At 36.0% G+C, this 23,599-nt stretch carries 15 protein-coding genes and 4 pseudogenes; 13 read left to right on the forward strand and 6 right to left on the reverse strand.

From position 1 onward, the window contains the following. Positions 1 to 2 precede the first annotated feature (2 nt). On the forward strand, positions 3 to 578 hold the full coding sequence (locus tag IGI96_RS18525) for a hypothetical protein (protein ID WP_438785551.1): 576 nt from the start codon (positions 3 to 5) through the stop codon (positions 576 to 578). A gap of 362 nt (positions 579 to 940) precedes the next feature. After that, a complete protein-coding gene (locus IGI96_RS18530; RefSeq protein WP_438785552.1) occupies positions 941 to 1,120 on the forward strand; it encodes a hypothetical protein in 180 nt (59 codons plus the stop codon). A gap of 1,797 nt (positions 1,121 to 2,917) precedes the next feature. Here the strand turns inward: IGI96_RS18530 and IGI96_RS18535 are convergent. Continuing rightward, the gene (locus tag IGI96_RS18535) at positions 2,918 to 3,685 is read right to left on the reverse strand and encodes a DeoR/GlpR family DNA-binding transcription regulator (protein ID WP_438785553.1); all 768 of its coding nucleotides are present in this window, start codon (positions 3,683 to 3,685) and stop codon (positions 2,918 to 2,920) included. 332 nt (positions 3,686 to 4,017) lie between these two features. Here IGI96_RS18535 and ulaG point away from each other — a divergent pair, with 332 nt between their 5' ends. From ulaG to araD, 7 genes are all read left to right on the forward strand, one after another. Continuing rightward, positions 4,018 to 5,082: an L-ascorbate 6-phosphate lactonase gene (ulaG, locus tag IGI96_RS18540; protein ID WP_438784999.1), complete on the forward strand. Its 1,065-nt coding sequence runs from the start codon at positions 4,018 to 4,020 to the stop codon at positions 5,080 to 5,082. 47 nt (positions 5,083 to 5,129) lie between these two features. Then, complete coding sequence (locus IGI96_RS18545; RefSeq protein WP_010748562.1) at positions 5,130 to 5,603, forward strand: PTS sugar transporter subunit IIA; 474 nt, start codon at positions 5,130 to 5,132, stop codon at positions 5,601 to 5,603. Beyond that, positions 5,604 to 7,070 carry a PTS ascorbate transporter subunit IIC gene (locus IGI96_RS18550; protein WP_438785000.1) on the forward strand — a complete coding sequence of 489 codons (1,467 nt, stop codon included), beginning with the start codon at positions 5,604 to 5,606 and terminating at the stop codon, positions 7,068 to 7,070. A gap of 23 nt (positions 7,071 to 7,093) precedes the next feature. Next, entirely contained in the window at positions 7,094 to 7,387 is a 294-nt protein-coding gene (locus tag IGI96_RS18555; protein WP_008376531.1) for a PTS sugar transporter subunit IIB, read from the forward strand. Between the two features lie 72 nt (positions 7,388 to 7,459). Beyond that, positions 7,460 to 8,098: a 3-keto-L-gulonate-6-phosphate decarboxylase UlaD gene (locus IGI96_RS18560; RefSeq protein ID WP_010748564.1), complete on the forward strand. Its 639-nt coding sequence runs from the start codon at positions 7,460 to 7,462 to the stop codon at positions 8,096 to 8,098. 6 nt (positions 8,099 to 8,104) lie between these two features. Then, positions 8,105 to 9,004 (forward strand): L-ribulose-5-phosphate 3-epimerase, encoded by a 900-nt coding sequence (locus tag IGI96_RS18565; RefSeq protein WP_010748565.1) that lies wholly within the window; start codon positions 8,105 to 8,107, stop codon positions 9,002 to 9,004. Further along, complete coding sequence (gene araD / locus IGI96_RS18570) at positions 8,976 to 9,662, forward strand: L-ribulose-5-phosphate 4-epimerase AraD (RefSeq protein WP_438785636.1); 687 nt, start codon at positions 8,976 to 8,978, stop codon at positions 9,660 to 9,662. Before IGI96_RS18565 ends, araD begins: the two co-directional genes overlap by 29 nt. Positions 9,663 to 10,516: 854 nt before the next feature. Here the strand turns inward: araD and IGI96_RS18575 are convergent. Then, complete coding sequence (locus IGI96_RS18575) at positions 10,517 to 12,067, reverse strand: IS1182 family transposase (protein ID WP_438785554.1); 1,551 nt, start codon at positions 12,065 to 12,067, stop codon at positions 10,517 to 10,519. Positions 12,068 to 12,511: 444 nt separating this feature from the next. Here IGI96_RS18575 and IGI96_RS18580 point away from each other — a divergent pair. From IGI96_RS18580 to IGI96_RS18590, 3 genes and pseudogenes are all read left to right on the forward strand, one after another. After that, positions 12,512 to 12,730, forward strand: a pseudogene (locus tag IGI96_RS18580) (hypothetical protein); the annotation flags it as partial. A gap of 949 nt (positions 12,731 to 13,679) precedes the next feature. Then, positions 13,680 to 17,102, forward strand: a complete 3,423-nt coding sequence (locus IGI96_RS18585; protein ID WP_438785555.1) for an NPCBM/NEW2 domain-containing protein — start codon at positions 13,680 to 13,682, stop codon at positions 17,100 to 17,102. Between the two features lie 437 nt (positions 17,103 to 17,539). Next, positions 17,540 to 18,702 (forward strand): IS3 family transposase gene (locus tag IGI96_RS18590; RefSeq protein ID WP_438785398.1). Its coding sequence is split into 2 segments (ribosomal slippage): positions 17,540 to 17,816 and positions 17,816 to 18,702, totalling 1,164 coding nucleotides; the frame shifts between segments, so codons are not numbered across the junction. Positions 18,703 to 18,829: 127 nt separating this feature from the next. Here the strand turns inward: IGI96_RS18590 and IGI96_RS18595 are convergent. The 3 genes and pseudogenes from IGI96_RS18595 to IGI96_RS18605 form a co-directional block, all read right to left on the reverse strand. Continuing rightward, positions 18,830 to 20,038 (reverse strand): annotated as a pseudogene (locus IGI96_RS18595) (ISL3-like element ISEfa11 family transposase); the annotation flags it as partial. Between the two features lie 137 nt (positions 20,039 to 20,175). Then, a pseudogene (locus tag IGI96_RS18600) lies at positions 20,176 to 20,388 on the reverse strand (ATP-binding protein); the annotation flags it as partial. Further along, positions 20,385 to 20,870, reverse strand: coding sequence for a hypothetical protein (locus IGI96_RS18605; protein WP_438785556.1), 486 nt, complete (start codon positions 20,868 to 20,870; stop codon positions 20,385 to 20,387). The gene IGI96_RS18605 and the pseudogene IGI96_RS18600, both read right to left, overlap by 4 nt. Positions 20,871 to 20,929: 59 nt before the next feature. Here IGI96_RS18605 and IGI96_RS18610 point away from each other — a divergent pair. Continuing rightward, positions 20,930 to 21,649 (forward strand): annotated as a pseudogene (locus IGI96_RS18610) (ISL3 family transposase); the annotation flags it as partial. 455 nt (positions 21,650 to 22,104) lie between these two features. Here the strand turns inward: IGI96_RS18610 and IGI96_RS18615 are convergent. Then, complete coding sequence (locus tag IGI96_RS18615; RefSeq protein ID WP_438785557.1) at positions 22,105 to 23,589, reverse strand: response regulator transcription factor; 1,485 nt, start codon at positions 23,587 to 23,589, stop codon at positions 22,105 to 22,107. Between the last annotated feature and the right edge of the window lie 10 nt (positions 23,590 to 23,599).

The raw sequence follows: 23,599 nt of genomic DNA on the forward strand, positions 1-23,599 counted from the left end.
AAATGGCTGACATAAAAGATTTAGGTATTTTTAGAAGCAATAAAGGTTTAGACAAAATAAGGGCAGGTACCACAGCTAGAAAAAATGTTAAGAAACCTCAAACTATAACTCAATCTAACGGCACAGACAAAACAGCACCTTCAATAGCTTCTTCTGAAAGTATGCCTAAAACAATTGTTCAACAAGCTAAGAAAAAATCAAATATCTCACAGAAGACAAAAGGGGTAGGGGCTCCGATAAGAAAATTCGATCGATCTTTTTCTGCACAAATGCCATTAAAACTATCACCTATCTTAAATGCCACTTCAAGAGTAATGGTTGAAAAATATGAAACTAATTTAACTCGAGACGAATTATTAAGAAAGGCTCTCGATGAATACATCAAACAGCATTTAACCCAAGAAGATAAGCAAGATCTATTTAATAATGTTATGAGAGAAATAGATATATTCAGGAAAAAGAAACCCACTATTCCAGAAACAGATGTAGATGGAACTGTAATTCGTACAGTCAGTGAAATAGAAGAGGAAACTCAAATGATTTTACGAACTAATTGGGGAATGAATTATAAACATTAAAAAGGTACTACCATAATGCGTATTATGGTAGTACCTTTTTATTATCTAATACGATATATTAAAGTAGTACTTAATAAAAAATATGATAATATACATTTCCCACCATAAATTAAAGATCTGAAAACCTTTAATATCAAAGTTAAATAGAATTTAGCTATACCTTAAATTACATACTACCTTTATATAAGGGTAGTATGTAATTTACTTGAGACTAAGATGAAAACTGTATTGAACGAGAGACTAGCCCCCTACCTATACACTTATTTATTTTATCGATAGTTTTGACGATCTATTATTATATTATTATGATTAGATTGGGAAAATAAAAGATCAGGAGTAAAACAATATGCCAGTTTAGAGAGTTGTTTAAGTTATTTGGTTTTGCAACGATTATTGTAATCGTATTACTCTTTGCAATATCAATAGTTACAGATAAAAGTGACAGGAAAGAAATTCGCTATTATAATGCTGTAAATGGTTCATTTACTGAAGAAAGCAGCGATGATAAGCAAATCACAATAACTATAGCTGAAATAGAATAGTCTGAGGAACCACTCAGTAAAGAAACTACTGACGAAGTACTTAATGAGTATATTCAAAATTGAAAAGACCATGCTGGTACTTTTGAAGGTCCTTTGCATATGGATTTTGTTAGAATCGAATTTAAAAACTAAATATAATACGCCATCTATAAGATTTTATGCTCCCGATCAATACTTAAATAAATTGAAAGAACTACAATAACATTATGTTTCTAGGAAAAATTACGATTCAAAGACGTAAGCCTCTGAATCGTAATAGCGCTCTGCCTTGATTAAAGAAACATTATTCAGTGATAATACAACTAACGCCGTCCATGACTATGCTCTTGAATTTGTCGATTTTGTAAATGTTAATATTTCCGAATTAGATAAAGTTGCTGCAGTCTAATGTCTTACTTGGATACTCACAAAACCATGAAGACTATCAAATACTTTTAAATAGAGTTACTGGATGAACGATAATATGAGTCTTTTCATACGCAAAATGAAAAGATTTAATGCGCAATTAGCGAAAGAGCATATCTCTACATCCGTTATTCTAATTGGCAGCTAAACAGGCTTTTTTGGAAGATTTCCGAATGACATACGATATCAATTTTATGATCAATGCTATTAATGACGCCAGCAAAAAACTCTTTTCGTGAGTTAATATTTCTAAACGCTATAGAAGATATTATTGTGTATAGATTCCATCACTAGAAAAAATTGGGTTTCAAGATTCTATATAAATTTTCGAACTTGCCGATATATATCCCGACTATTGAATACTTCGCTATCACAAAGCCTGCGTAAGACAACTTACTGTGTGCCTAGCAAGTCCAATTGATGAGGACGGTGTCGAACCGTCACCCTCCCGATATTCCTCCAGTTGTGATATAATAATTTTGGTCATGTTATCATTCACAGCCGGAGCAATCCGGCTTTTGGGGGTAAATTACTGCCTTAATGACAAAACAAAATTGACAATCTAAATATATTAGCTATTATCTAAAGCAAAGGCTAACAATCGTCCACTCCACGAATAACCTTTGTGGCTACACTTGTAACACCCGTCATTAGCTAATAAATGTTAGCCTTTTATCTAGCCTTCTATGAACACTTTGAAACTCTCTTCGTAGAAGGCTATTTTTTATGCTATTTCCCAAAGATCAGAAACACCATTCACTTGATTAATCCTAATATTTTTATTCTGCTAAGGATCATTATTGAATCTCGAGAAAAATATAGTGGCTATTAGTAAAAACAACATAAAATAAACCTATCATAGACAGTTGGCAAGTCTGACGAGTTTATTTGGCTATTTGACATTTAGTATTATAGAACCTCGAACAATCACATGATTTTCGAGTGCTCATCTTTTGGAAGAGCTTAATCAGATAACTTATTTCACGCCCCTTTTACTAAATGAATAGCCTCCTCCATAAACAAGAAAATTTCAACTTTTAGATTTATAGGGCTTAAAAATAGATCATTAATTGATATTACAATTGTGACAGTTAGTAAAAGAAAAAGTAATTAATTTGAAGAATGAAAGTTTTAACTGAATTTATATTTCCTACTTCTGGATTTAAAACCGGAAATATTGACGTAAAATAATTTTTGTTGGTAAAAATTACCGATCATGTAATTCCTATGCGTAAGATCTAAAGAGAAATCTTGGTAAATAGGAGCTTAGATACCTATTTTACAATTTATATCTGTATATTGCTTTTATATATAGTATCTAAATAAATGATTATTGGGTCAAAAAAACGATTGTTTAAGTTAGTTATATCTTCTTAGTTTTTAAGTTTTGTATTAAAAAGGGAGCTGAATAACTTGAACACCTTGTTGCTCAATCAAATCGATGACTTTAGGATCAGAGTAATGATCGGTGATCAGCAGATCGATATCCGCAATTGCGCCAATCGTAAAATTGGATTGCTTACCGATTTTGCGATAATCCGCGATAACGATCAACTTGCCAGAATTTTCGATGATTTTCGCATTGACTTTGGCTTCGTGGATTACTGAAGTGGAAATGCCGGTCTGTAAATCTAACCCACTACAGCCAATGATCGTAACATCAGAACGAACGTGAGAAAATGACTCCACGGCGATGTCTCCTGACAATGCCGCTTTAGGGTAACGTATTTCGCCGCCACTTAAAACAATCGTTGATTTTGGATGGTGTTCCATTTGGATCACACTCGTGTTGTTTGTCAGCAAACTGATTCGTTTGTCTGTGAGATGGCGCAACGTTTGAGCCGCACTGGTACTCGTATTGACGAAAAGGGTATCGCCATCTTTTACTTGGCGAGCCGCTTCTTTGGCCAGTCGATCTTTGATGTACTCGATCGAGTCGGTGGGATGTGCTTCATCTTCATAAGCTTCACAGTATTCGATTTTTCCGTGGGTTTGTTTGATCTGACCCATCTCACTGAGGACAGTACAGTCTCTGCGGATCGTCATCTCTGATACTCCCAACTGATGACTGAGGGTCTTCACATCAGAAAAACCAGATGTTTTTATCAGATCGATCAATTGTTTTCTCCTTTGCCTCACTTCTTCATTGGAACGTTTCACGATACTTCCTCCTTACATACGCTTTATTCTATTCTTGTCTTTCATCGTTTATCCAGATTGCGATTGTCTTTGCATAGCAAAAACCTTCTCGTCTCCTTCTTGCAAGTTCAAGTGATGATCCCACACCACTTGTTGCGAAGCAACGATGTTTTTGTTGTTTCTTCTTTCGAACTCATTTTAACATATCCTCTATAAATTACCATATATATTAAATAATCACATTTATTTATCGGTAAATTAACATATAATAAGATAAATTAACATAAAATTTGATTGAAAGCGTTTTTCTATATGTTAGAATCAAGGTGTAAATAAGCAAAGGAGGAATAAGAATGGCACATGTAAATGATGTTTCGAAAGAGAGTTGGCTGTTAAATACGTTTCCAGAATGGGGGACCTATTTAAACGAGGAGATCGAAAATGAACTTGTGAAAGAAGGTACAGTTTCCATGTGGTGGTTAGGCTGTACGGGTATTTGGCTGAAGAGTGCGGAAGGAACCAATATTTTATGCGACCTTTGGTGCGGCACTGGCAAACGCAGTCATGGTAATGGGCAAATGAAAAAAGGCCATCAAATGATGCGAATGAGTGGTGTACAGGAAATGCAGCCTAACTTACGGACGCAGCCCTTTGTGATCGATCCATTTGCAATCAAAGGAGTGGATGCGTTAGTGGTGACTCACATCCATTCCGATCATTTAGATATCAATACCGCAGCCGCAGTCCATCAAAATTGTCCAGAAGCAAAATTCGTCGGTCCCCATGAAGTCGTTGCAACTTGGTTGAAATGGGGAATTCCAGAAGAAAAAACCATCGTGGTCAAACCGGGGGATGAAGTGACCATTGGGCAGGTGAAAATCATCGCTTTAGAAGCATTCGATCGAACCGCTCTGATTACGTGTGAAGACCCGGATACCAGCTTGAAAGGAAAAATACCACAGGACATGGATCGTATCGCAGTCAATTACTTGTTTGAAACTTCCGGTGGGGCGATTTATCACGCTGGAGATTCTCATTATTCGAATGTATTTGCCAAGCATGGAAATCAGTACAAGATCGATGTTTGCTTAGGTGCATATGGCGAAAACCCGCGGGGCATCACCGACAAGGTTACTTCAGTCGATATGTTGCGGATGGCAGAATCCCTCAATGCCAAAGTAGTGATACCTGTACACTATGATATCTGGTCCAATTTTATGGCTGATCCAAAGGAGATCACTGAGATTTGGAAGTTTAAAAAAGATCGTTTGAACTATGAGTTTAAACCGTATATTTGGCAAGTTGGCGGCAAATTTACCTACCCAACGAATAAAGATGATCTTGAATTTAATTTCTATCGCGGCTTCAAAGATGTGTTTTCGGTCGATAATGATACGCCATTCCCTTCTTTTTTATAAAAGAAGGGGGGATGCTGCAAAAGCCAAATTTGAAAGGAGCAAAGGTAATGCTGCGTTATTTTTATGAAAATGAGTTGGTTGCGATCAATCATGAACAGCCCGAAGATTGGGAAGCCGCTATCTGGGCGAGTGGCGAAGGATTAAAGCAAAAGGCGTTGATCACGGATCAGTATATTGAAGATGTCATTCGGGATGTTCATCAATACGGTCCTTATATTGTGATCATTCCCAAAGTAGCCATGCCCCATTCTTCAGCAGAAAGCAAAGGCGTCTTAGGAACGGGGATCGGATTGACGATTTTTCCAGCCCCCGTTTCATTTCAAGATGATGACCCCGACAAAGAGGCGCAGTTGTTCTTTATGCTCGCTGCCAAAAACGCTGAAGCACATATGAACAATATCGCTAGTTTATCCGAAATGCTGATGGAAGAAGGGCTGGTGGAAGATTTACTAGGTGTAAAAACAATGGCAGATTTTGAAGCGGTGATGGAGAAATATGACCAAAAAGAAAGCAGGGATTAGATGGAAATGGTAGGAGATTTCTTATTGAGATGCTGGGATTACTTTGCTCAGAATATTTTGATGCAGCCAGCTTTTTTGATCGGTTTTATTGTACTGATTGGTTACTTACTATTGAAACGGCCGTTTGTTGAATGTGTTGCAGGTTTCTTAAAGGCCACCGTTGGTTACTTGATTTTGACGATTGGCTCTGGTGGATTGGTCAATAATTTCCGTCCGATCCTGGTGGGGCTTAAGGAGCGTTTTGAATTAGATGCGATGGTCACTGACCCGTATTTTGGTCAAAATGCGATCACCGCCGGCATTGAAGAACGATTTGGACGCACCTTTGGTGACACGATGCTCTTATTATTGATTGCCTTTGTTTTTAATATCTTACTCGTTCGCTTCAAAAAATATACGAAGCTGCGGGCCGTCTTCACTACTGGAAATGTGCAAGTACAGCAAGCCGCAACGGCCTTTTGGCTGCTGCTATTCTGTTTTCCAGACTTGGGTCGAATCGAAGTCTTACTTGTCATGGGCTTGATCTTAGGCTGCTATTGGGCGGTTGGGTCCAATTTGACCGTTGGCATCTGTCAAGATTTGACGGAAGGTGCTGGTTTTGCGATTGCCCATCAACAGATGTTTGGTGTTTACTTCTTTGCACGACTTGCGGAACGTTTCAAAAAGAACAAATCCAACCGCAAATTAGAAGATGTCGAACTACCGGGTTTTTTATCGGTCTTCAATGAAAACATGGTATCGACTTCGATTTTGATGCTCTTTTTCTTCGGTATCATTTTAGTAACGCTTGGACAAGATTATTTAATAACAGCAGGATTTATGGCAGAAGGACAAAGTTTCTTATTTTATATTTTACAAACTTCACTAATGTTTGCCGTCTATTTAGCAATTCTTCAATTAGGTGTCCGCACCTTCGTTTCTGAATTGACCGAGTCATTCCAAGGAATCTCGAATACGATTTTACCAGGTGCTGTTCCAGGGATCGATATCGCCGCAACCTTTGCCTTTGGGTCGCCAAATGCCGTGACGGTGGGCTTTTTATTCGGTGCATTAGGACAATTCTTAATGATTGCATTACTGATTTTGTTCCGTTCACCAACGATCGTCATTGCTGGGTTTATCCCACTGTTCTTTGATAACGCAGCGATCGCCGTTTTTGCCAACAACCGCGGAGGCATCAAAGCGGCTTGTCTCTTCCCATTCTTATCAGGCATTATTCAGATCGGTGGTTCGGCATTGATCGCTACTTGGGTAGGATTGTCTCAATATGGCGGCTATCTTGGGATGTTCGACTGGGCGACCGTCTGGCCATTCTTTACAGTATTGATGAAATTCTTAGGCGTCATTGGTGTGGTTCTTGTAGTGGTGATCTTATTAGTGATTCCACAGTTGCAGTACCGCAGAGATCCAGAAGGGTATTTCTTGATCGTAGATGATTATGATGCGTATGTAGAAAAACAAAAATAATGAATTCTTAGGAGGAAAAGAAGATGAGAGTATTGGTATCTTGTGCAAATGGATCAGGAACAAGTTTGATGATGATGCGGAGTGTCGAAAAAGCTTTGAAGTCAGAAGGGATCACGATCACCTCTATTCATCATTGCGCGATTTCTGAAGGCAAAAGCACCGCCAAGAATTACGATGTGGTCTTTACGCCAATGAACTTTGTCAATATGTTCGATAAAGCCAAAGAAAAGGGCGTAACAGTGATCGGAGTCAGAAATGTGATGTCCCCTAAAGAAATTATTGAGCGGGTCAGAGAAGCGGGTCTTTCGAAGGAGTAGTGCATCAGGACGTGACAAGAACAAAAAGATGATCGAACAAAAAGATGATCGAACAAAAGAGAGGGGAATTTCATGAGTATACCAAAACTGCAGATCGCTTGCGATCACTCCGATTTAGCTGGTGCACTGGCTGATATCAAAAAAGTTGGCGATGTGGTGGATATCATTGAAGCAGGAACTATTTTACTGTTGCAAGAAGGAGCACAGGTCTTACGCTGTTTCCGAGCGATGTATCCGGAAAAGTTGATCGTAGCAGACACAAAATGTGCCGATGCCGGTGGGACGGTCGCCAAAAACTGCCAGCAAGCTGGCGCGGATTATATGACCGTAATTTGTGCAGCAACGATCCCAACAATGAAGGCAGCGGCAAAAGAAATTGCTGAGATCCAAGTAGAATTATATGGTGACTGGACCTACCAGCAAGCACAGCAGTGGCTAGATGCCGGCATCTCACAAGCTATCTACCATCAAAGTCGTGACGCACTGTTAGCTGGTGAAACATGGGGAGAAAAAGATTTAACGAAAGTCCGTAAATTGATCGATATGGGGTTTCGAGTGTCAGTCACGGGAGGATTGAGCGTCGAGACGTTGGCTCTGTTTGCTGGCATTGATGTGTATACCTTTATCACAGGACGAGGCATCACTGCAGCTGACGATCCGCAACAAGCAGCAGTGGATTTCAAGCAAGAGATTTTACGGATTTGGGGGTAGTTTTCCATGAGTTTGATCGGTCTATATGAAAAAGCAACACCCAAAACCCTCTCTTGGTCGGAACGATTGCAGTTTGTCAAAGACCGAGGCTTCGATTTCATTGAAATGTCCATTGATGAAACCGATGAACGCTTGGCACGCTTAGAGTGGGACCAAGAGCAACGCAAAGAGATCGTCGAGGCAATCTATGCCTCGGGGATCAAAATCTTGTCTTTATGTCTCAGTGGACATCGGCGGTTTCCCTTTGGTTCGATCGATGAAAAAAAGCGCAAGCACGCGATGCATCTGATGGAAAAAGCCATTGACCTGGCTTCAGATTTGGGTATTCGCTGCATCCAATTAGCCGGATACGATGTGTACTATGAGGAAAAAAGTCTTTGTAGCCGAGAATGGTTCATTGCCAATCTAAAAGAAGCGGTCGCTAGGGCGTCTGAAAAGGGTGTCGTTTTGTCACTAGAGATCATGGATGATCCGTTTCTAAATTCTATCTCAAAGTATTTACGGATCAAGGAGCAGATCCCTTCGCCCTATCTACAAGTCTATCCAGATGTCGGGAACCTATCGGCCTGGCCAGAAAATGATGTCGGTTATGAATTAGAAAAAGGCATTTGCGAGATAACCCAGATTCATTTGAAAGATACATTGGCGGTTTCAGATAAGTTTCGAGGAAAATTTAAAGAAGTACCGTTTGGCACTGGGTGTGTTGATTTTGATGGCTGCTTACGCACGCTGAAGCGGTTGAATTACAACGGTTCTTTTGTCATCGAGATGTGGAGTGAGACGAGCGCTGACCCGATTGCGGAAATCGAACAAGCCAAAGCATTTTTATTACCAAAACTAAAGGAGGTCGGTTACCTTGATCAATCAGCTTCAATTGATGAAAGAGCGAGTCTATCAAGCCAATAAGAGACTGCCTGAGGAAGGACTAGTAAAGCTAACTTGGGGAAATGTCAGTGAGATCGATCGAGATTTAGGGATCATCGTCATTAAACCCAGCGGTGTTGATTATCAGACGATGACGATTGACTCAATGGTGGTTTGCGACTTAGCGGGAATGCCGAAAGAGGCGAAGGCGTTGAAGCCTTCCTCGGATATCAAAACCCATGCGCTATTGTATAAGCACTTCGAAGGCGTCAAGGCGATCGTCCATACGCATTCGACAAATGCGGTAAAATGGGCGCAAGCACAGCGAGACATCCCTGCATATGGAACGACGCATGCGGATACTTTTTATGGTAGTGTCCCTTGTACACGACCGTTACGGGCCTCTGAGGTAACGGCAAACTATGAAAAAGAAACTGGCAAAGTCATTGTCGAGACGTTTGAAAAGCGGGGATTAGATCCACTTGCATGCCCAGCTGTCCTCACAGCGGGACACGGTCCCTTTACTTGGGGGCAATCTGCGGAACAAGCGGTCAGCAATAGTATTGTTTTAGAAGAGGTCGCAGAAATGGCATTAGGTACCGAAGCTTTGACCTTGGATCGAACACCGATCGCTGATTATTTGCTGGATAAACATTATTTCCGCAAGCATGGCGAACATGCTTATTATGGACAAGGATAACGGAAAAGCAGCCATTCCTAGCGATCAAGGAACTGTTGATTTTACGTTTATGGAATACAGTCAATCCGATTCTGTCTTATGCGTAAAAATCATAAAATTCATAAAGTCTTTAAAAACGAATTACATTCCTTTAACATAATCAGGCATTCATCACCCATCCTCTATAGGCGGGTGATGAATGCCGTTTGGTATGAGGGTTAGCGTGGGTAACTCGAAGACCGAAAAGATAAATGCTATAATTAGTTTGATTCCAAGCATGATGGTGCAATTCCAGTGTGAAGGCGCTCAAGTGAAAGATATTGAGTTAGCGCCACAAGTAAAACTGTAAGACTTGAAGACATTCGTGACGATGCGAGTGTAACGATGATTATGATTAGAGTGAAAACCAAACTAAATCTGTCATAACGTTGTGTGGTTAGTATTTCGACCGACGATCAAAATAAAACTCAAGAACCGTAGGAACTACGGGAATAGCTTGGTAAATAAGAGACACCTCTGCAAATGAAAAAATAAACTTGCAAGTATGCTCTTTTCCCAAGAAGCTCCCACTTCAATCGTTAAGAACCGTCAAGTTTAGCTAAGTGATAAGTAGTTCACTTATATATTCTTTAGCGTTTTTACGTACAAAAAAATAAAAATAGTTTCTAAAAAAGCTTGATAAAAAAACATATCATATTGTATAATTAACTTACGATAGAGATATTTTTTCCATTATTATTCCAATCAATCTTTCAAATCACGGTAAAGGGGGCGTGACATAAGTTAACTAGTTACGCTCTCCAAAATATAAGGAGCACTCGAAAATCATGTGATTTTTCGAGTGCTCCTTGTTTTTTTTATTCATTTTGGGTAGTTCAAGTACCTATTTTTGTCAATTTCATCATATTGATTGCCGTAATGAGTAAACCCGTCTGTTTTCTGACTTTTTCTAAGCCCCGAACCGTGTATCGAGTGAAACCCAAACAAGCCTTCATAAATCCGAAGACTGTTTCCACGTCGATCTTTCTCCGACCATATATTTTTTGAATTTCAGGCATTGATAAGCGCTCTTTTTGTTTTTCTTTATGGTATTCCCAAGACGGATTTACAGTGATCTTTCTGCGATTCCCCTTTGGGGTTAAGGCTTCAGGAATGAGCGCTTGGTTCGCATCCGTTTTTTCTGCTTGGTATTCTTTAAAATCTCGGACAAAGCCATCCGCATCTGTTCGTTGACGGTAAGCATGAAAATTGAATCGTACCCCTTTGGGGTCGATGTAAAAGTCCTCCTTAGGCTCATAATTCCAATTCATTACTTTCCGATCATCTGTTTGCCATTTCTTGCTTTGTTCTTTAAACATTGTTCCATAAGGAATCAGTGCAGTATGCTGGGGAAGTTCATCTTCTATATAGCGGTAATTGCTTTCTGAACCATAGCCTGCATCGGCGACCAAATAATGAGGGGACTTTTGTGCAATCTTCATCTTTTCCAGTAATGGTTTCAGTGTCTTAGTGTCTGTTGGGTTTTGAAAGACATCGTAGCCGAGTACAAATTGATTACAAGTAGCGATTTGCAGGTTATACGCAGGCTTAAGTTGGCCATTTTTCATAGGGTCTTCTTTAACGCGCATGAATGTCGCATCATGATCAGTTTTTGAATAACTGTTTCTTGTCCCATAAGTAGAAAACTGCGTTTGATGTTCCAGAAGTTTTTCTCGTTTTGTATTTAATTTGCGTACTTGGCTTTTCAACGTTCTCCGTTGTTGTTTCGCTGGATTTGGCGAAAGACGTTTCGTTGCCTCAACTTCTTTTTCTAGTTCTTCCAAACGTAGTTCCATCCGTGTTAACAGTTCATCTATCATGTCTACTGTCAAGGACGTCCCTTCGGGAATCTGTTTCAGGGCATACGCTTCTCTTAGTTCCGTCATCATAGTAAGCAGTTTTTCGCGATTCATTTGATCGAATCGGATCGTGTTTTTCTTCCAGACAAAGCTGTACTTATTCGCATCTGCCAAGATTTTTGTGCCGTCAATAAACAGCGCATCATCAATCAGATTCCGTGCACGCAGATACTCTGTCAACTGATCTAAGCCTTTATTGGTCAACTCTTGTACATCGTTGGATACACAAAAACGGGCGATCGTTCGATAAGTCGGAACCCGTTCTTGCGTCAACCAGCGAGCATATAGGTTTTCTTCAGCTAAGCGTTCAATCTTGCGACTTGTAAAGGTTTCTCGCGTATACGCAAAAAGAACCAACTTCATCATGGCACCTAAATCATATTCTCTTGGTCGACCAAAAAGATAGGGGTCATTAATCTGAAGCGCTTCGACCAGTTCATGGATAAAAACGGCGACATGATTTTCTTTTGGAGAAAATGAAGTAGATAGATCCAAAGTGAGTTGATTCATGTTATAATTAGTATACATTTTGTTTAGTCCTTTCAGGATTAAATGATGGGGCATTGGAGGCAACCGGTGTTCCTTTTTATTTTACCCAAAAAACCGCAAGAAATGAACGATTTCTCGTCATTTCTTGCGGTTTTCTTCTATGGACTTATGTCACAGTCCCGTTTTCTTCTATGGACTTATGTCACAGTCCCTTTATATTTATAAAGCTGAAATTAAATATTATATAACAAAAAAACCAGATAAGTACTCTCCTTTGTTATGATTAAATTAAAAATATTCAAGTATTGGTGTATAATCTATGTTCTGGCAGAATCATTTGGAGGCTTAAGAAGAAAGAAATTGAAAAAATTAAACTTATTGATGAATTTTTTTGTGATTTTGCTATAATAGAAATAGATTTGCTATACTCTTTAGATTTGCGCTGCCCGTTATTGAAGTTTCAGGCAGCGCCCTTTTTTGAGGATGGAAGAAGAAAAAATATTTGAAAGGCGTTTACAACTGGCTTCTAGTTAGCAGAGAGCAAGATACAATAATTTGATACCCTCCTCCCCCACTGTTTACTGGACACATAAGAAAAAGAAATACTTACTTTGGTTGTGTCAGCTCGATATAGATACCATTAAAACTTTTGAAGTAATCCTGAATAAAATTAAACATAGCAGTAACAAAAGAGTGGATCTTTTAAAGATTCGCTCTTTTTCTTCTATGGACTTATATCACAGTTCCAAAACTAGATATTGTAGAACCTTTTTATCCAATATGATATATTAAGGTAGTACTTAACCAAAGTAGAAAAGTAGATAATTTTCGCTATATATTAAGCTCTGAAAACCCTTGATATCAAATTTTAATAGAATTCTGCTTTTTTTAATTATATACTACCTTCACATTAAAAGGTAGTATATAATTAAAAATCACGTAAATAGTATACATTAAATGTTTCAATCGTCAATACTTTGTCGGTTCCAAAACAATTTGAGTCTTTAATTCCTTTGAAAGATAGCAATTTTCATCCACTAAATTTGTCTAAGAGATAAAAAAATTAAAACAAAAAACGAATAGTAGATTATGATACAGACCATAAATTACAGCTATTAGCTGGAAAAACGAAAAGAAAAGAAAATTTTTTATGATAAAATACCCATGTAATCCAAGTTATCAATGTTTTTGAATCGTAGATAGTAAAAAATAGCTCAAAGGTTCTATTTAAGGAGGGGATTGAAGTAATTAAAAAGATATTGAGGTTTACGCATTGCCTGTATAATCAATTTCAATATGCTTACTTTTAGAAAGCGAATATTGTTAACCAATAAATTGATACGATTCTAGACTCTCAATTTTTATCTATCAGTGATGTTTTGGATTACAAAATGATTGATTTTTTCCTTTCTTTGATAAGTATTTTTTATTTGGTTTGATCTCAATTATTTGATTTGTTGTTAATATGTATCGAGAAAACATTGTATTTCTATAATGATAATATATAAATAAATGATAAATTGACTTTTTGAATAAAAATACTTACACATATTTAGTTACAAATAAAATAGTAGATCTTTAAAACGATAATTTTAATACAAGGAATAGGCTAAAAATCTTAAAAGATTTAATTCAGTACAGGGGAGTTTTTATGAAAAACAACTTTTATCGATGTTTAAATATTATAGCCATTACTCTAGTTGTATTTTTTATAGTGGGAAGTAACGGTAAAGAAATATATGCTGAGGATAAAATAGTAGAAGAAGTAAAGCAAACTTATAGTGATAGAGTATATCTATCGGATTTAAAGTATACGCAAGCTAGTGCATATGGCACAGTAAAAAATGACACTAATAGTAGTGGAGCAGAAATTAAATTAAAAGTTAATAACAGTTATATAACTTTTAAAAAAGGTTTATTTGCTCATGCTAGTTCAGATGTTATCTATAATGTTGAAAGTCAAATATCTGCGGGCTTTGATACCTTTATAGCTTATGCAGGAGTTGATGCATCACAAAGTGGAAAAGGAAATGTTAAATTTATACTATCAGTTTCTGAAGATAATAAAACATGGACACAACTTAAAACCACTGATGCTGTAACATCATCATCAAACAGCATTAAGATACAAGAAAAATTGCCAAAAAATACCAAATATCTCAGATTACAAGCAGATAAAAATGGTCATAACGGAAATGATCATGCTTCTTATGGAGATGCTGCTTTGGTATCCGAGGAGTATTTAAATGTTGCTGCTACATTAGGGATTAAACCCGTCAAAGATTTAGATAAAGAAATTATGGCCTTGGGAGAAAGCACTGTTGATACAGCAGATTCTTATGGACATAAGTTATATCAAAGAGAATTTGTAAAAAGAGTTGGTTATGATATCTTAGAACGTGTCATCAGAGATGAACCTCAAATGGTAGAAAGCATTAAATATTTGTATGAAAATGAAAATGCTTTGTCTTATTTTATAGAAACAGGAATCGGTGATAGTGGCGATAGTTATCTTACTGTGTTGCAAAACTTTGACTTAATATATAAGAAGCATGAAAATGAAATCAAGCATGATGAAGAATATCTTTTAAAACTTGCTGTAACAACGTCTTGGGCATTTGCTAAAGATGTCTACTTCTGGGCTGGTTCTGATGCTCCGCAAGATGTTGTTGAAAGATATGAGATATACAAAAGCTTCACGAATGATGAGGATACTTTATGGAGTAAAGCTGAAATAGAATTCTTCAAGAATCAATCACCAGCAATGTTAAAATATACTTTAAATACAAGACAGAATAATGATGAGATAAAGTGGTTTGCTGATTATATAAAAAATGTTAAGAATAGTAGTATGAATGGTTATCATTATGTTGAATATAAAGGGGTAAAAAGCTTTAAGGATCCTCAATATTATGGGAAAGAAAACTTTGATAAATGGGATAAGGTATACAATCTATCCAAATATAATATAGATACTAATGACCCTAATAAAGTTAGATGGTTTGCTGTAATGGAAATAGATGGGGTTTGTGGGGCTATTGCTAAAACATATACTGCTTTACAAGAAACCTATGGTAGACCAGCAGGTGTATTGAATCAACCAGGGCATGCAGCAGCATTAATATCTAATAATAATGGCGAATGGTCTATTGTCAATGATGTTTCGGGATGGACTGCGTCGAGAGATGAACTGGGACAAATGCCATTGGCTTGGGGAATGCAGTCTTGGAATTCAAACAGATCCGCATCTTATATCACATTAATTCAAAATGTACTTGATAATTATGATGAATATCAAATGGCGATTAAATTAAATATACTGGCAGATATTTATGAGAGTGAACAAGTTAATAGAGAATACATTTTAAATAAAGCTCTAGAGATTCAGCCTAATAATTTAGATGTAATGTATAATTTAATTCAAGCTTATAAAGAAAATGAAGATAAAACAAGTGACAATTATTTAGAGTTAGCGAGAAAAGTTGTTGAAAATTTTAAATATTATCCACTAGCAATGACTGATTTATTGACACAAATACAATCTAATATAGAAGAAAAATATTTACCTTTATTTGACTTAATAAGAACAAATGCATTAGAAGAGGCAAGTGTTGTTAAAGATACAGATGTTAAGCAATCAGGCATTACTAAAACAATGGCTAATTTTTTATTAAATTCAAATAATATGACCAAAAAAATTGATGTCTTTACCTTCTCCTTCTCAGGCGATAATGCTAATAAATTAGTTGTTTCTAATAAGTATAGCAATATTGAATTTGCTACTAGATATAGCATAGATGGTGGTAAGACTTGGACAGATACAACAAGCTTTCCAGAGATAGATTTAAGCTCTGTAATTAACAAAATAAATGCAAAAGATGATATATTAATCAAGATATTGGGAGCTGATGATATTTATAAAATAGATATTAAAGAAGCAGAAGCTCCAAACAATACCTCAGTTATTGCGAATCAATATGAAGATAAATTTTTTGGTTCAATAGAAAACCTAGAGTTTAGTATAAATAATGGTGAAACTTGGTGTATGTATACTAATGATACTAGGATAAAAGAAGGCTCTACAGTTTTAGTTAGATACAAAGCTAATGGTACTAATTTACAAAGTTCGCATACAAGCTATACTTTTGATGTAGAGGAAAAAAATCCTAAATTAAGCTATATTTCAATAGATAATATAGTGAACGTTGAATATGCTAACGAACAGAACGCAGAAAGATCAGGTAGACATATGGTAGATGGCAATCCTAACACTTTTTGGCATACAAAATTTAATATCAAGACAGACGACAAATCATACACAATTGAATTAAATGATATTAAAAAAATATCCGGGATTGAATATTTGCCAGCAGATGTTAATGGTAGAATATCTAAACTAAAAGTGGAAGTAAGTTCAGAGGGGAAGAACTGGATTGAAGCAGCTGTATCAGGAGAATTAGCTAATGATAAGTTAGTTAAACAGATTAAATTTGATACACCTGTAGAGGGGAAATTTATAAAAATAACTGCATTGTCAACTTATGGCAAAAGTGCCGCTCAGGCTGATCAGTTTGTAAGTGGCTTTGAATACAGACTCTTTGAAGATATAACTAAGGAAAATATGTCCGATATTGATAAAAATGCACCTGAAGCAACAATTTCTTATTCTGTCAATGAAGATAAAACTGCAATTGTTGCTACAGCAAAATTAAGTGATGGCATATTTATTGATGGTACTAATGGGATTAAAGAATTAACTGATGGACGATCTTATGTCTTTCGATTTAAAGATAAAGAAGGTAATATAGGAACAGCATTAGCTAAAGGGACCCCTTTAGTTTCTAATAAAAATTCTGATGTTTTATTCAATAATGTTAAAACAAATGCGGTTAAAATGATGAATCCCGTAACAGTTTACGTTGTAAATAAAAATGTTGAAGTAATAGATGGACCAAGTTCTTATACGTTTACTCAAAATGGTACTTACGTATTTACATTAAAAGATAAAAGAACTGAGGAGATAAGATACGTGCCTGTAAAAGTAGATTGGATATATGATTCAGCTGCTAAGTAGTTTTTCTACTACAGATTCATTTACTTACTATACAAAGTGCTTGTATTTTTAGAATAAAATTTATAAAAATAATTGAGTATGTTGTACCAAATCAAAGGGGGCGTGACATAAGTTAACTGGTTACGCTCTCCAAAATATAAGGCTCTTCGACATTTAGTGTTGGTAGAGAAAGATACAACTGAAAATTTAGGCTCTTTGTCAATAAGGACTGATGAGTTGTGTAAAATCAAATCTGGGTCAGAATGAACCACATTCTGGCTCAGATTTTTTGTTATCTTACTTTGATTAATTGATTGATCAAAAAGATTCTAATTCTCATGTTCTCGAATGATTTAAATCCGTAGGATACTCGTTTCATTGTCTGGATAGGCTACAATTAACTAGACAGAAAAATTAAGGTGTGTAGACTAGAAGAAAACATACCAGGAGGAATTTTTATGTCTAAGAGAACACGAAGAACTTTTTCACAAGAATTCAAGCAACAAATCGTCAATCTTTACTTAGCTGGAAAGCCACGTGTAGAAATCATTCGAGAATATGAACTAACGGCTTCAGCATTTGACAAATGGGTAAAGCAATCTAAAACGAGTGGTTCATTCAAAGGAAAAGATAATCTTACGCCTGAACAAAAAGAATTGTTAGAACTACGTAAAAGAAACCAGCAATTAGAAATGGAAAATGATATTTTAAAGCAAGCAGCGCTGATATTCGGACGAAGAGACAAGTAATCGATGCGAATAAGCATCTTTACCCTATATCAGCGATGTGCAGAATATTAGGTCTATCACGTCAGTCCTATTATTATCAATCAAAACCAAAGAAAGACGAATCAGAACTTGAAGAAGTAGTCGCTGAAGAATTTATCCGCAGCCGAAAGGCCTACGGCTCAAGAAAAATAAAAAAAGCCTTATCAAAACGAGGCATTCGGATCAGCCGACGAAAAATTAGTAGAATCATGAAAAATAGAGGATTAAAATCGAGCTATACTGTTGCTTATTTTAAAGTACATCATTCTACTTGCAATGAAGCCAAAACGACAAACGTATTGAATCGTAAATTCTTAAGAGACAACCCATTAGAAGCGATCGTAACAGACTTGACTTATGTACGAGTCGGGAAAAAATGGAATTATATCTGTTTCATTTTGGATCTGTTCAATCGAGAAATTCTCGGCTATTCTTGTGGAGAACATAAAGATGCCATTCTAGTAAAAAAAGCATTTAGCCGTATCAAACAACCTCTGACAGAGGTTGAGATTTTTCATACTGATCGTGGAAAAGAGTTTGATAACCAAGCTATTGATGAATTATTAACAACTTTTGACATCAATCGATCATTGAGTCATAAAGGCTGTCCTTTTGATAATGCCGTAGCTGAATCAACTTATAAGTCGTTGAAAGTAGAATTTGTCTATCAATACACATTTGAAACCTTACAACAATTGGATTTGGAGTTATTTGACTATGTCAATTGGTGGAACCACCTTCGGTTGCACGGTACACTTGGCTACGAGACACCGGTTGGTTACCGTAACCAGAGATTGGCGCAGCGAATCCTTGATAATGAGCTCGGATGTGCTAACGCTAGCGAGGCAGTCTAACTTTAACTGTTAGCTCCTGCCGAAGATCGTCACATCCGAGGAGGCTCATTGTCAAGGACAATCGGAATAGCATACGGAAGGAAGTTCTGCACCTTATAAAATTTGTCAAAAAAACTGTTGCCATTCCAGTCTTTATGTGGGTATTCTTCGCTTCTATTTTTCCATTGGAATAAGGATAGATCATTGCGTTGGTGATGCCTTCTTCATAGGTCAGAAGGTTTTGAAGCTTTTCCCGAAAGCTGTCATCTAACGTTTCGGGAAGTTCTGCCAATAAGGAGAAAAATAAGTCAGGGTCTTTGTCTCGAAAGGCTTCAACTAATTCATGAAAAAAGGGATACGCCTCCTTTAGGGGCGCAGAAAACTCAAGCAAACGATCAATCATCATTGCTTCAGTAAGAAATGGGTATTTTGGTGCTCGGAAACTTTTCCATGTTTTGTATTCATAATGGTTGATGTTTGCACGATTTTTTAGCAAAAAGCGCCAGTTCTTTTTCAGTTTTTCTGCCTGGCTTTTCTGTCCGGCTTTACGAAGTTCATTCATTTCACGGATACGCAACTCATTGAACGCTTGATTCATGTGTTTGACAATATGAAACCGATCAATCACTACTTTCGCATTTGGCAGAACACGTTTGGTGAGCTGGAAGTAGGCGGCGTTCATGTCTGTCACCAAGAATTCTACTTCTTCCGGATTGGTACAACCTAAGAAATAGCTTGTTAATCGAGGTAATTTACGCGTAGGCAAAACATCTATTAATTTTCCTGTTTCGCCATCTGCGCAAATAAAGCTCATTTTATCTTCTATGGAAGCATGCGAACGAAATTCATCAACCATCAATACTCTGGGGAGAATCTTCTTAGATTGCTTTGGTAAATAGCTTTTAAACTTTTTCAATGTACGAATAACGGTGGTCAAAGATACCTGACAGCTTTTCGCAATAAAAGATAAAGATACTTTTTCAGTCAATAAAGAAGCAATTTTATATCTAACATGATTTGCGATTGAATGTCTGGGTTGGACAAAATAACTTTGAGCAGTCCAATGGGTTCGGCAGTTTTTACAGGTATAGCGCTGCTTTTTTAGGCGCATAACCAAAGGCATATGATTGTATTGTTCAAAACGGACAATCGTTTCCTTCTTCCCATTTTTCATTATAATTGCTTTCCCGTTTCCATCTACCACAGTAGAACCACAACTTCTACAAGCACGAGGAGTAGGCGAGAGAACAGCATCGACGACCAACGTCTTTTTCTTCTGAAGGGTCTCGTAAGAGACCTCTGTAATCATCAAATCTTTCTCTATTATTCTCAGCATTTTTTTGATAGAATCATTCATATAGCATATCGTCCTCTCAGTTGTTTATTTTGTGGTGATTTAATCATACTAGAGAACGATATGTTTTTTAATACCTAAAATGAAAATGGGGCTGAAGAATCAATTCTGATTCATCAGTCCCATAAATTATAGAGCCCATGCCATTCATAATTTTTTAGTGACTTTGGTACAGGAAATTTGGCTAATTTTTCCATCCGTTCTAATTTGATTCGTTGCCTGGTTTCAAGTTCTAAACGGAATAGATCGGTAATAAATTGTTCTGGAGCTTCGAAAGAAGCTCTTGGTAAGTTCGTGATGATATGACTTAATCTGAGCTTTTTACAATAATCTTCTAGGTTCTGTCTAGTCATTTATAGGGTCCTCCTGATTTTGTAAGTGCGTCATAATTTGACCAATTGACATCAAAGTCAGAGGGGACATCCTCTTGAACAACTAACTCATAGAATTGTTCATTGATTTGTTGGATGTCGTAGGTTGTCAATAAACTCAGTATTTGATGGATACGTCTGTATTTGATGTGATTATTATCAATCGCCAGATAATTTTGAAGTCGTGCTGGTAAGTATTTCCAATACCTCGAATAACTAACAACATTCAGCTTATCACTCCATTGTTTTAAGATATCGCTCCACGGAATCAATCGCTTTTTGTTCATATAAGGACGATAGTCATTCATTAAGAGTTCTCCATGCGGCGTAAGGACTTTGAATTTATTCCAAGTCAAAACAACAGTTAATTGAGAATACCCGTATGCTTTAGGAATATGAATAATTGTTTGATCCAATTTGATTTCGTGATAGCGATTTAGTTTGATTTCTATTTCTTTAAACATTGGGTAATCCTCCTTTGGAAAAGAATATAGCACCTTACTTTCTTTATTCCACAAGTCTTCGATTAATTGATGTTTTGCCTACGCGTAAATTACCCCGATTAACAAGCTATTTCTTAGGTTGTACCAATCCAGAAGAAGTAGAATTCTTGGTGACAGACATGAACGCTGCCTACTTCCAGCTCACCAAACGTGTTCTGCCAAATGCGAAAATAGTGATTGATCGGTTTCATATTGTCAAACACATGAATCAAGCGTTCAATGAGTTGCGTATCCGTGAAATGAATGAACTTCGTAAAGCCGGACAGAAAAGCCAGGCAGAAAAACTGAAAAAGAACTGGCGCTTTTTGCTAAAAAATCGTGCAAGCATCAACCATTATGAGTACAAAACATGGAAAAGTTTCCGAGCACCAAAATACCCATCTCTCACTGAAGCAATGATGATTGATCGATTGCTTGAGTTTTCTGCGCCCCTAAAGGAGGCGTATCCCTTTTTTCATGAATTAGTCGAAGCCTTTCGAGACAAAGACCCTGACTTATTTTTCTCCTTATTGGCAGAACTTCCTGAAACGTTAGATGACGGCTTTCGGGAGAAGCTTCAAAACCTTCTGACCTATGAAGAAGGTATCACCAACGCAATGATCTATCCTTATTCCAATGGAAAAATTGAAGCGAAGAATACCCACATAAAGACAATGAAACGAGTATCCTACGGATTTAAATCATTCGAGAACATGAGAATTAGAATCTTTTTGATCAATCAATTAATCAATGTAAGATAACAAAAAATCTGAGCCAGAATGTGGTTCATTCTGACCCAGATTTGATTTTGCACAACTCATCAGTCCTTATTGACAAAGAGCCGAAAGGATATCTCCATGGATCATTTCAATCTTATTCATGCAAAACTCAGCCATACTATATATCAAGCTATTGCTTTATCGAGCAACAAAAACAGAATTACGCTTGGTACGTATGCGCTTTTACTGTAAAGAATATCAGTCGACATTCAACATTCAGACAAATTTTCTGGATGAAAACTGATATCTTTCAAAGAAATCAAAGGTTTAAATTACCTTGGAAATGGCGAAGAATACAACAAGAAAAGAAATTACCGCCCGCTATTTTGTCTCTGACGTCATTGTTCTGAGTGTCTTGCACACTTGTTAAAAAACGTATCATTCTCGCTTTTTTATTATTGCCGTAGAGTTTTTTGATATAGCTGTCAATGAAAATATTAAGACCGAGTTTTAGATTTTCTAAATTCTATAGGTGTTAATCCAATCTTTTTTTTGAAAACTTTAGTAAAATATCTAGGGTTATCAAATCCTACGAGTGTACTAATTTGTGAAGAAGAATAACATGAGGTAAGAAGATATTCTTGAGCTTTTTTTAAACGAATATCAGTTAAGTAATCAACAAAATTGATATTCATTTTTTTTTTGAAAAATGTACTTAAATATACTGGAGATATATAGAAGTTTTCTGAAATAGATTTAAGAGTAATCTTTTCTGGATAGTGTAAATTTATATAGTCTATAATTTCTGAAATTAAATCTTTTGATTTACTATCGTGATTTTGACGAACAATATTAAAACAGAAATCAAGATAGTTATTTACAGTATTTTTTATATCCATATACTTATTACTATTGAATAACATAATTATAGAATTTGTAACTAATTGATAGTTTTCAGTTGAAATAGAGTAGTTTTTTTGAATCATTTGACTTAGTTTCATTATTAATTCAAGATATATATTTTGTATTTGAGATATATCAGGAGATTTTGGTTCTATAATAGATTGAATCATATTGTTTATATGTATTCTAATCATATTGTGATTCTTAGGATCCAAAAATCCTGAAATTATAAAATCAAATTTAGAATCCTCAGAAGATGATAGGAACAAATTTGAAATATTTTCATATAAAAGAGGTACATGCGAATTTCTTAGACTTTGATAATGTAGAGCTCTTTCTGCTTCAATATAAGCAGATTGAATATCATAAATTGTATATTTATTTTTAGAAATTCCAATGAATAAATTAAAAGACATACACATATTTTGAAGTATATTAAAGCGATAGACATTTATTATTTTTGTTTTTATCATAAAAATAGCAGGAGTTAATGTTATTACAATTGCTTCATCAAAGTGTGTGTCTATATAAGCAAGTAAATTTGATAATTTTAGTTCTTCTTTATTAGTAGTGGATATCATTATAATTTGAAAGGGAGCATATAAATCAAAATATTCTCTTAATTGATTTTTTTCGTATTTTTTATTGTGTATCATATTCATAATGATAGATTTAGATAATTCTTTATTTATAGACTCTTTTTCTAAAAAAAATAGTTTTTGAAGTTTTAAAAGAAGATTGTTTATTTGTTCAAAGTTAACAGGTTTAACTATATAATCTATAACACCTAATCTTAAAGATTCTTGGGCATATTCAAATTCTGCGAAACTAGAAAGTACAATGATTTTTATTTTAGGATAAATATTACGAATTATTTTTATCAATTCTATGCCATTTTGCACAGGCATTTGTATATCTGTAATAATTAAATCATATTCATAAGATTCACAAAGATAAAGAGCCTGAGCTACGCTAGATGCACAATCTTTTATCTCAAAACCATAGTAATGCCAATTTATAAATTTTTTAAGACCATTTAGAACAGTCGTTTCATCGTCAACTAATAATATTTGAAACATAAGAACACCT

The sequence above is a fragment of the Enterococcus sp. DIV0421 genome (assembly GCF_051713745.1).
Classification (GTDB): Bacteria; Bacillota; Bacilli; order Lactobacillales; family Enterococcaceae; genus Enterococcus_D; species Enterococcus_D casseliflavus.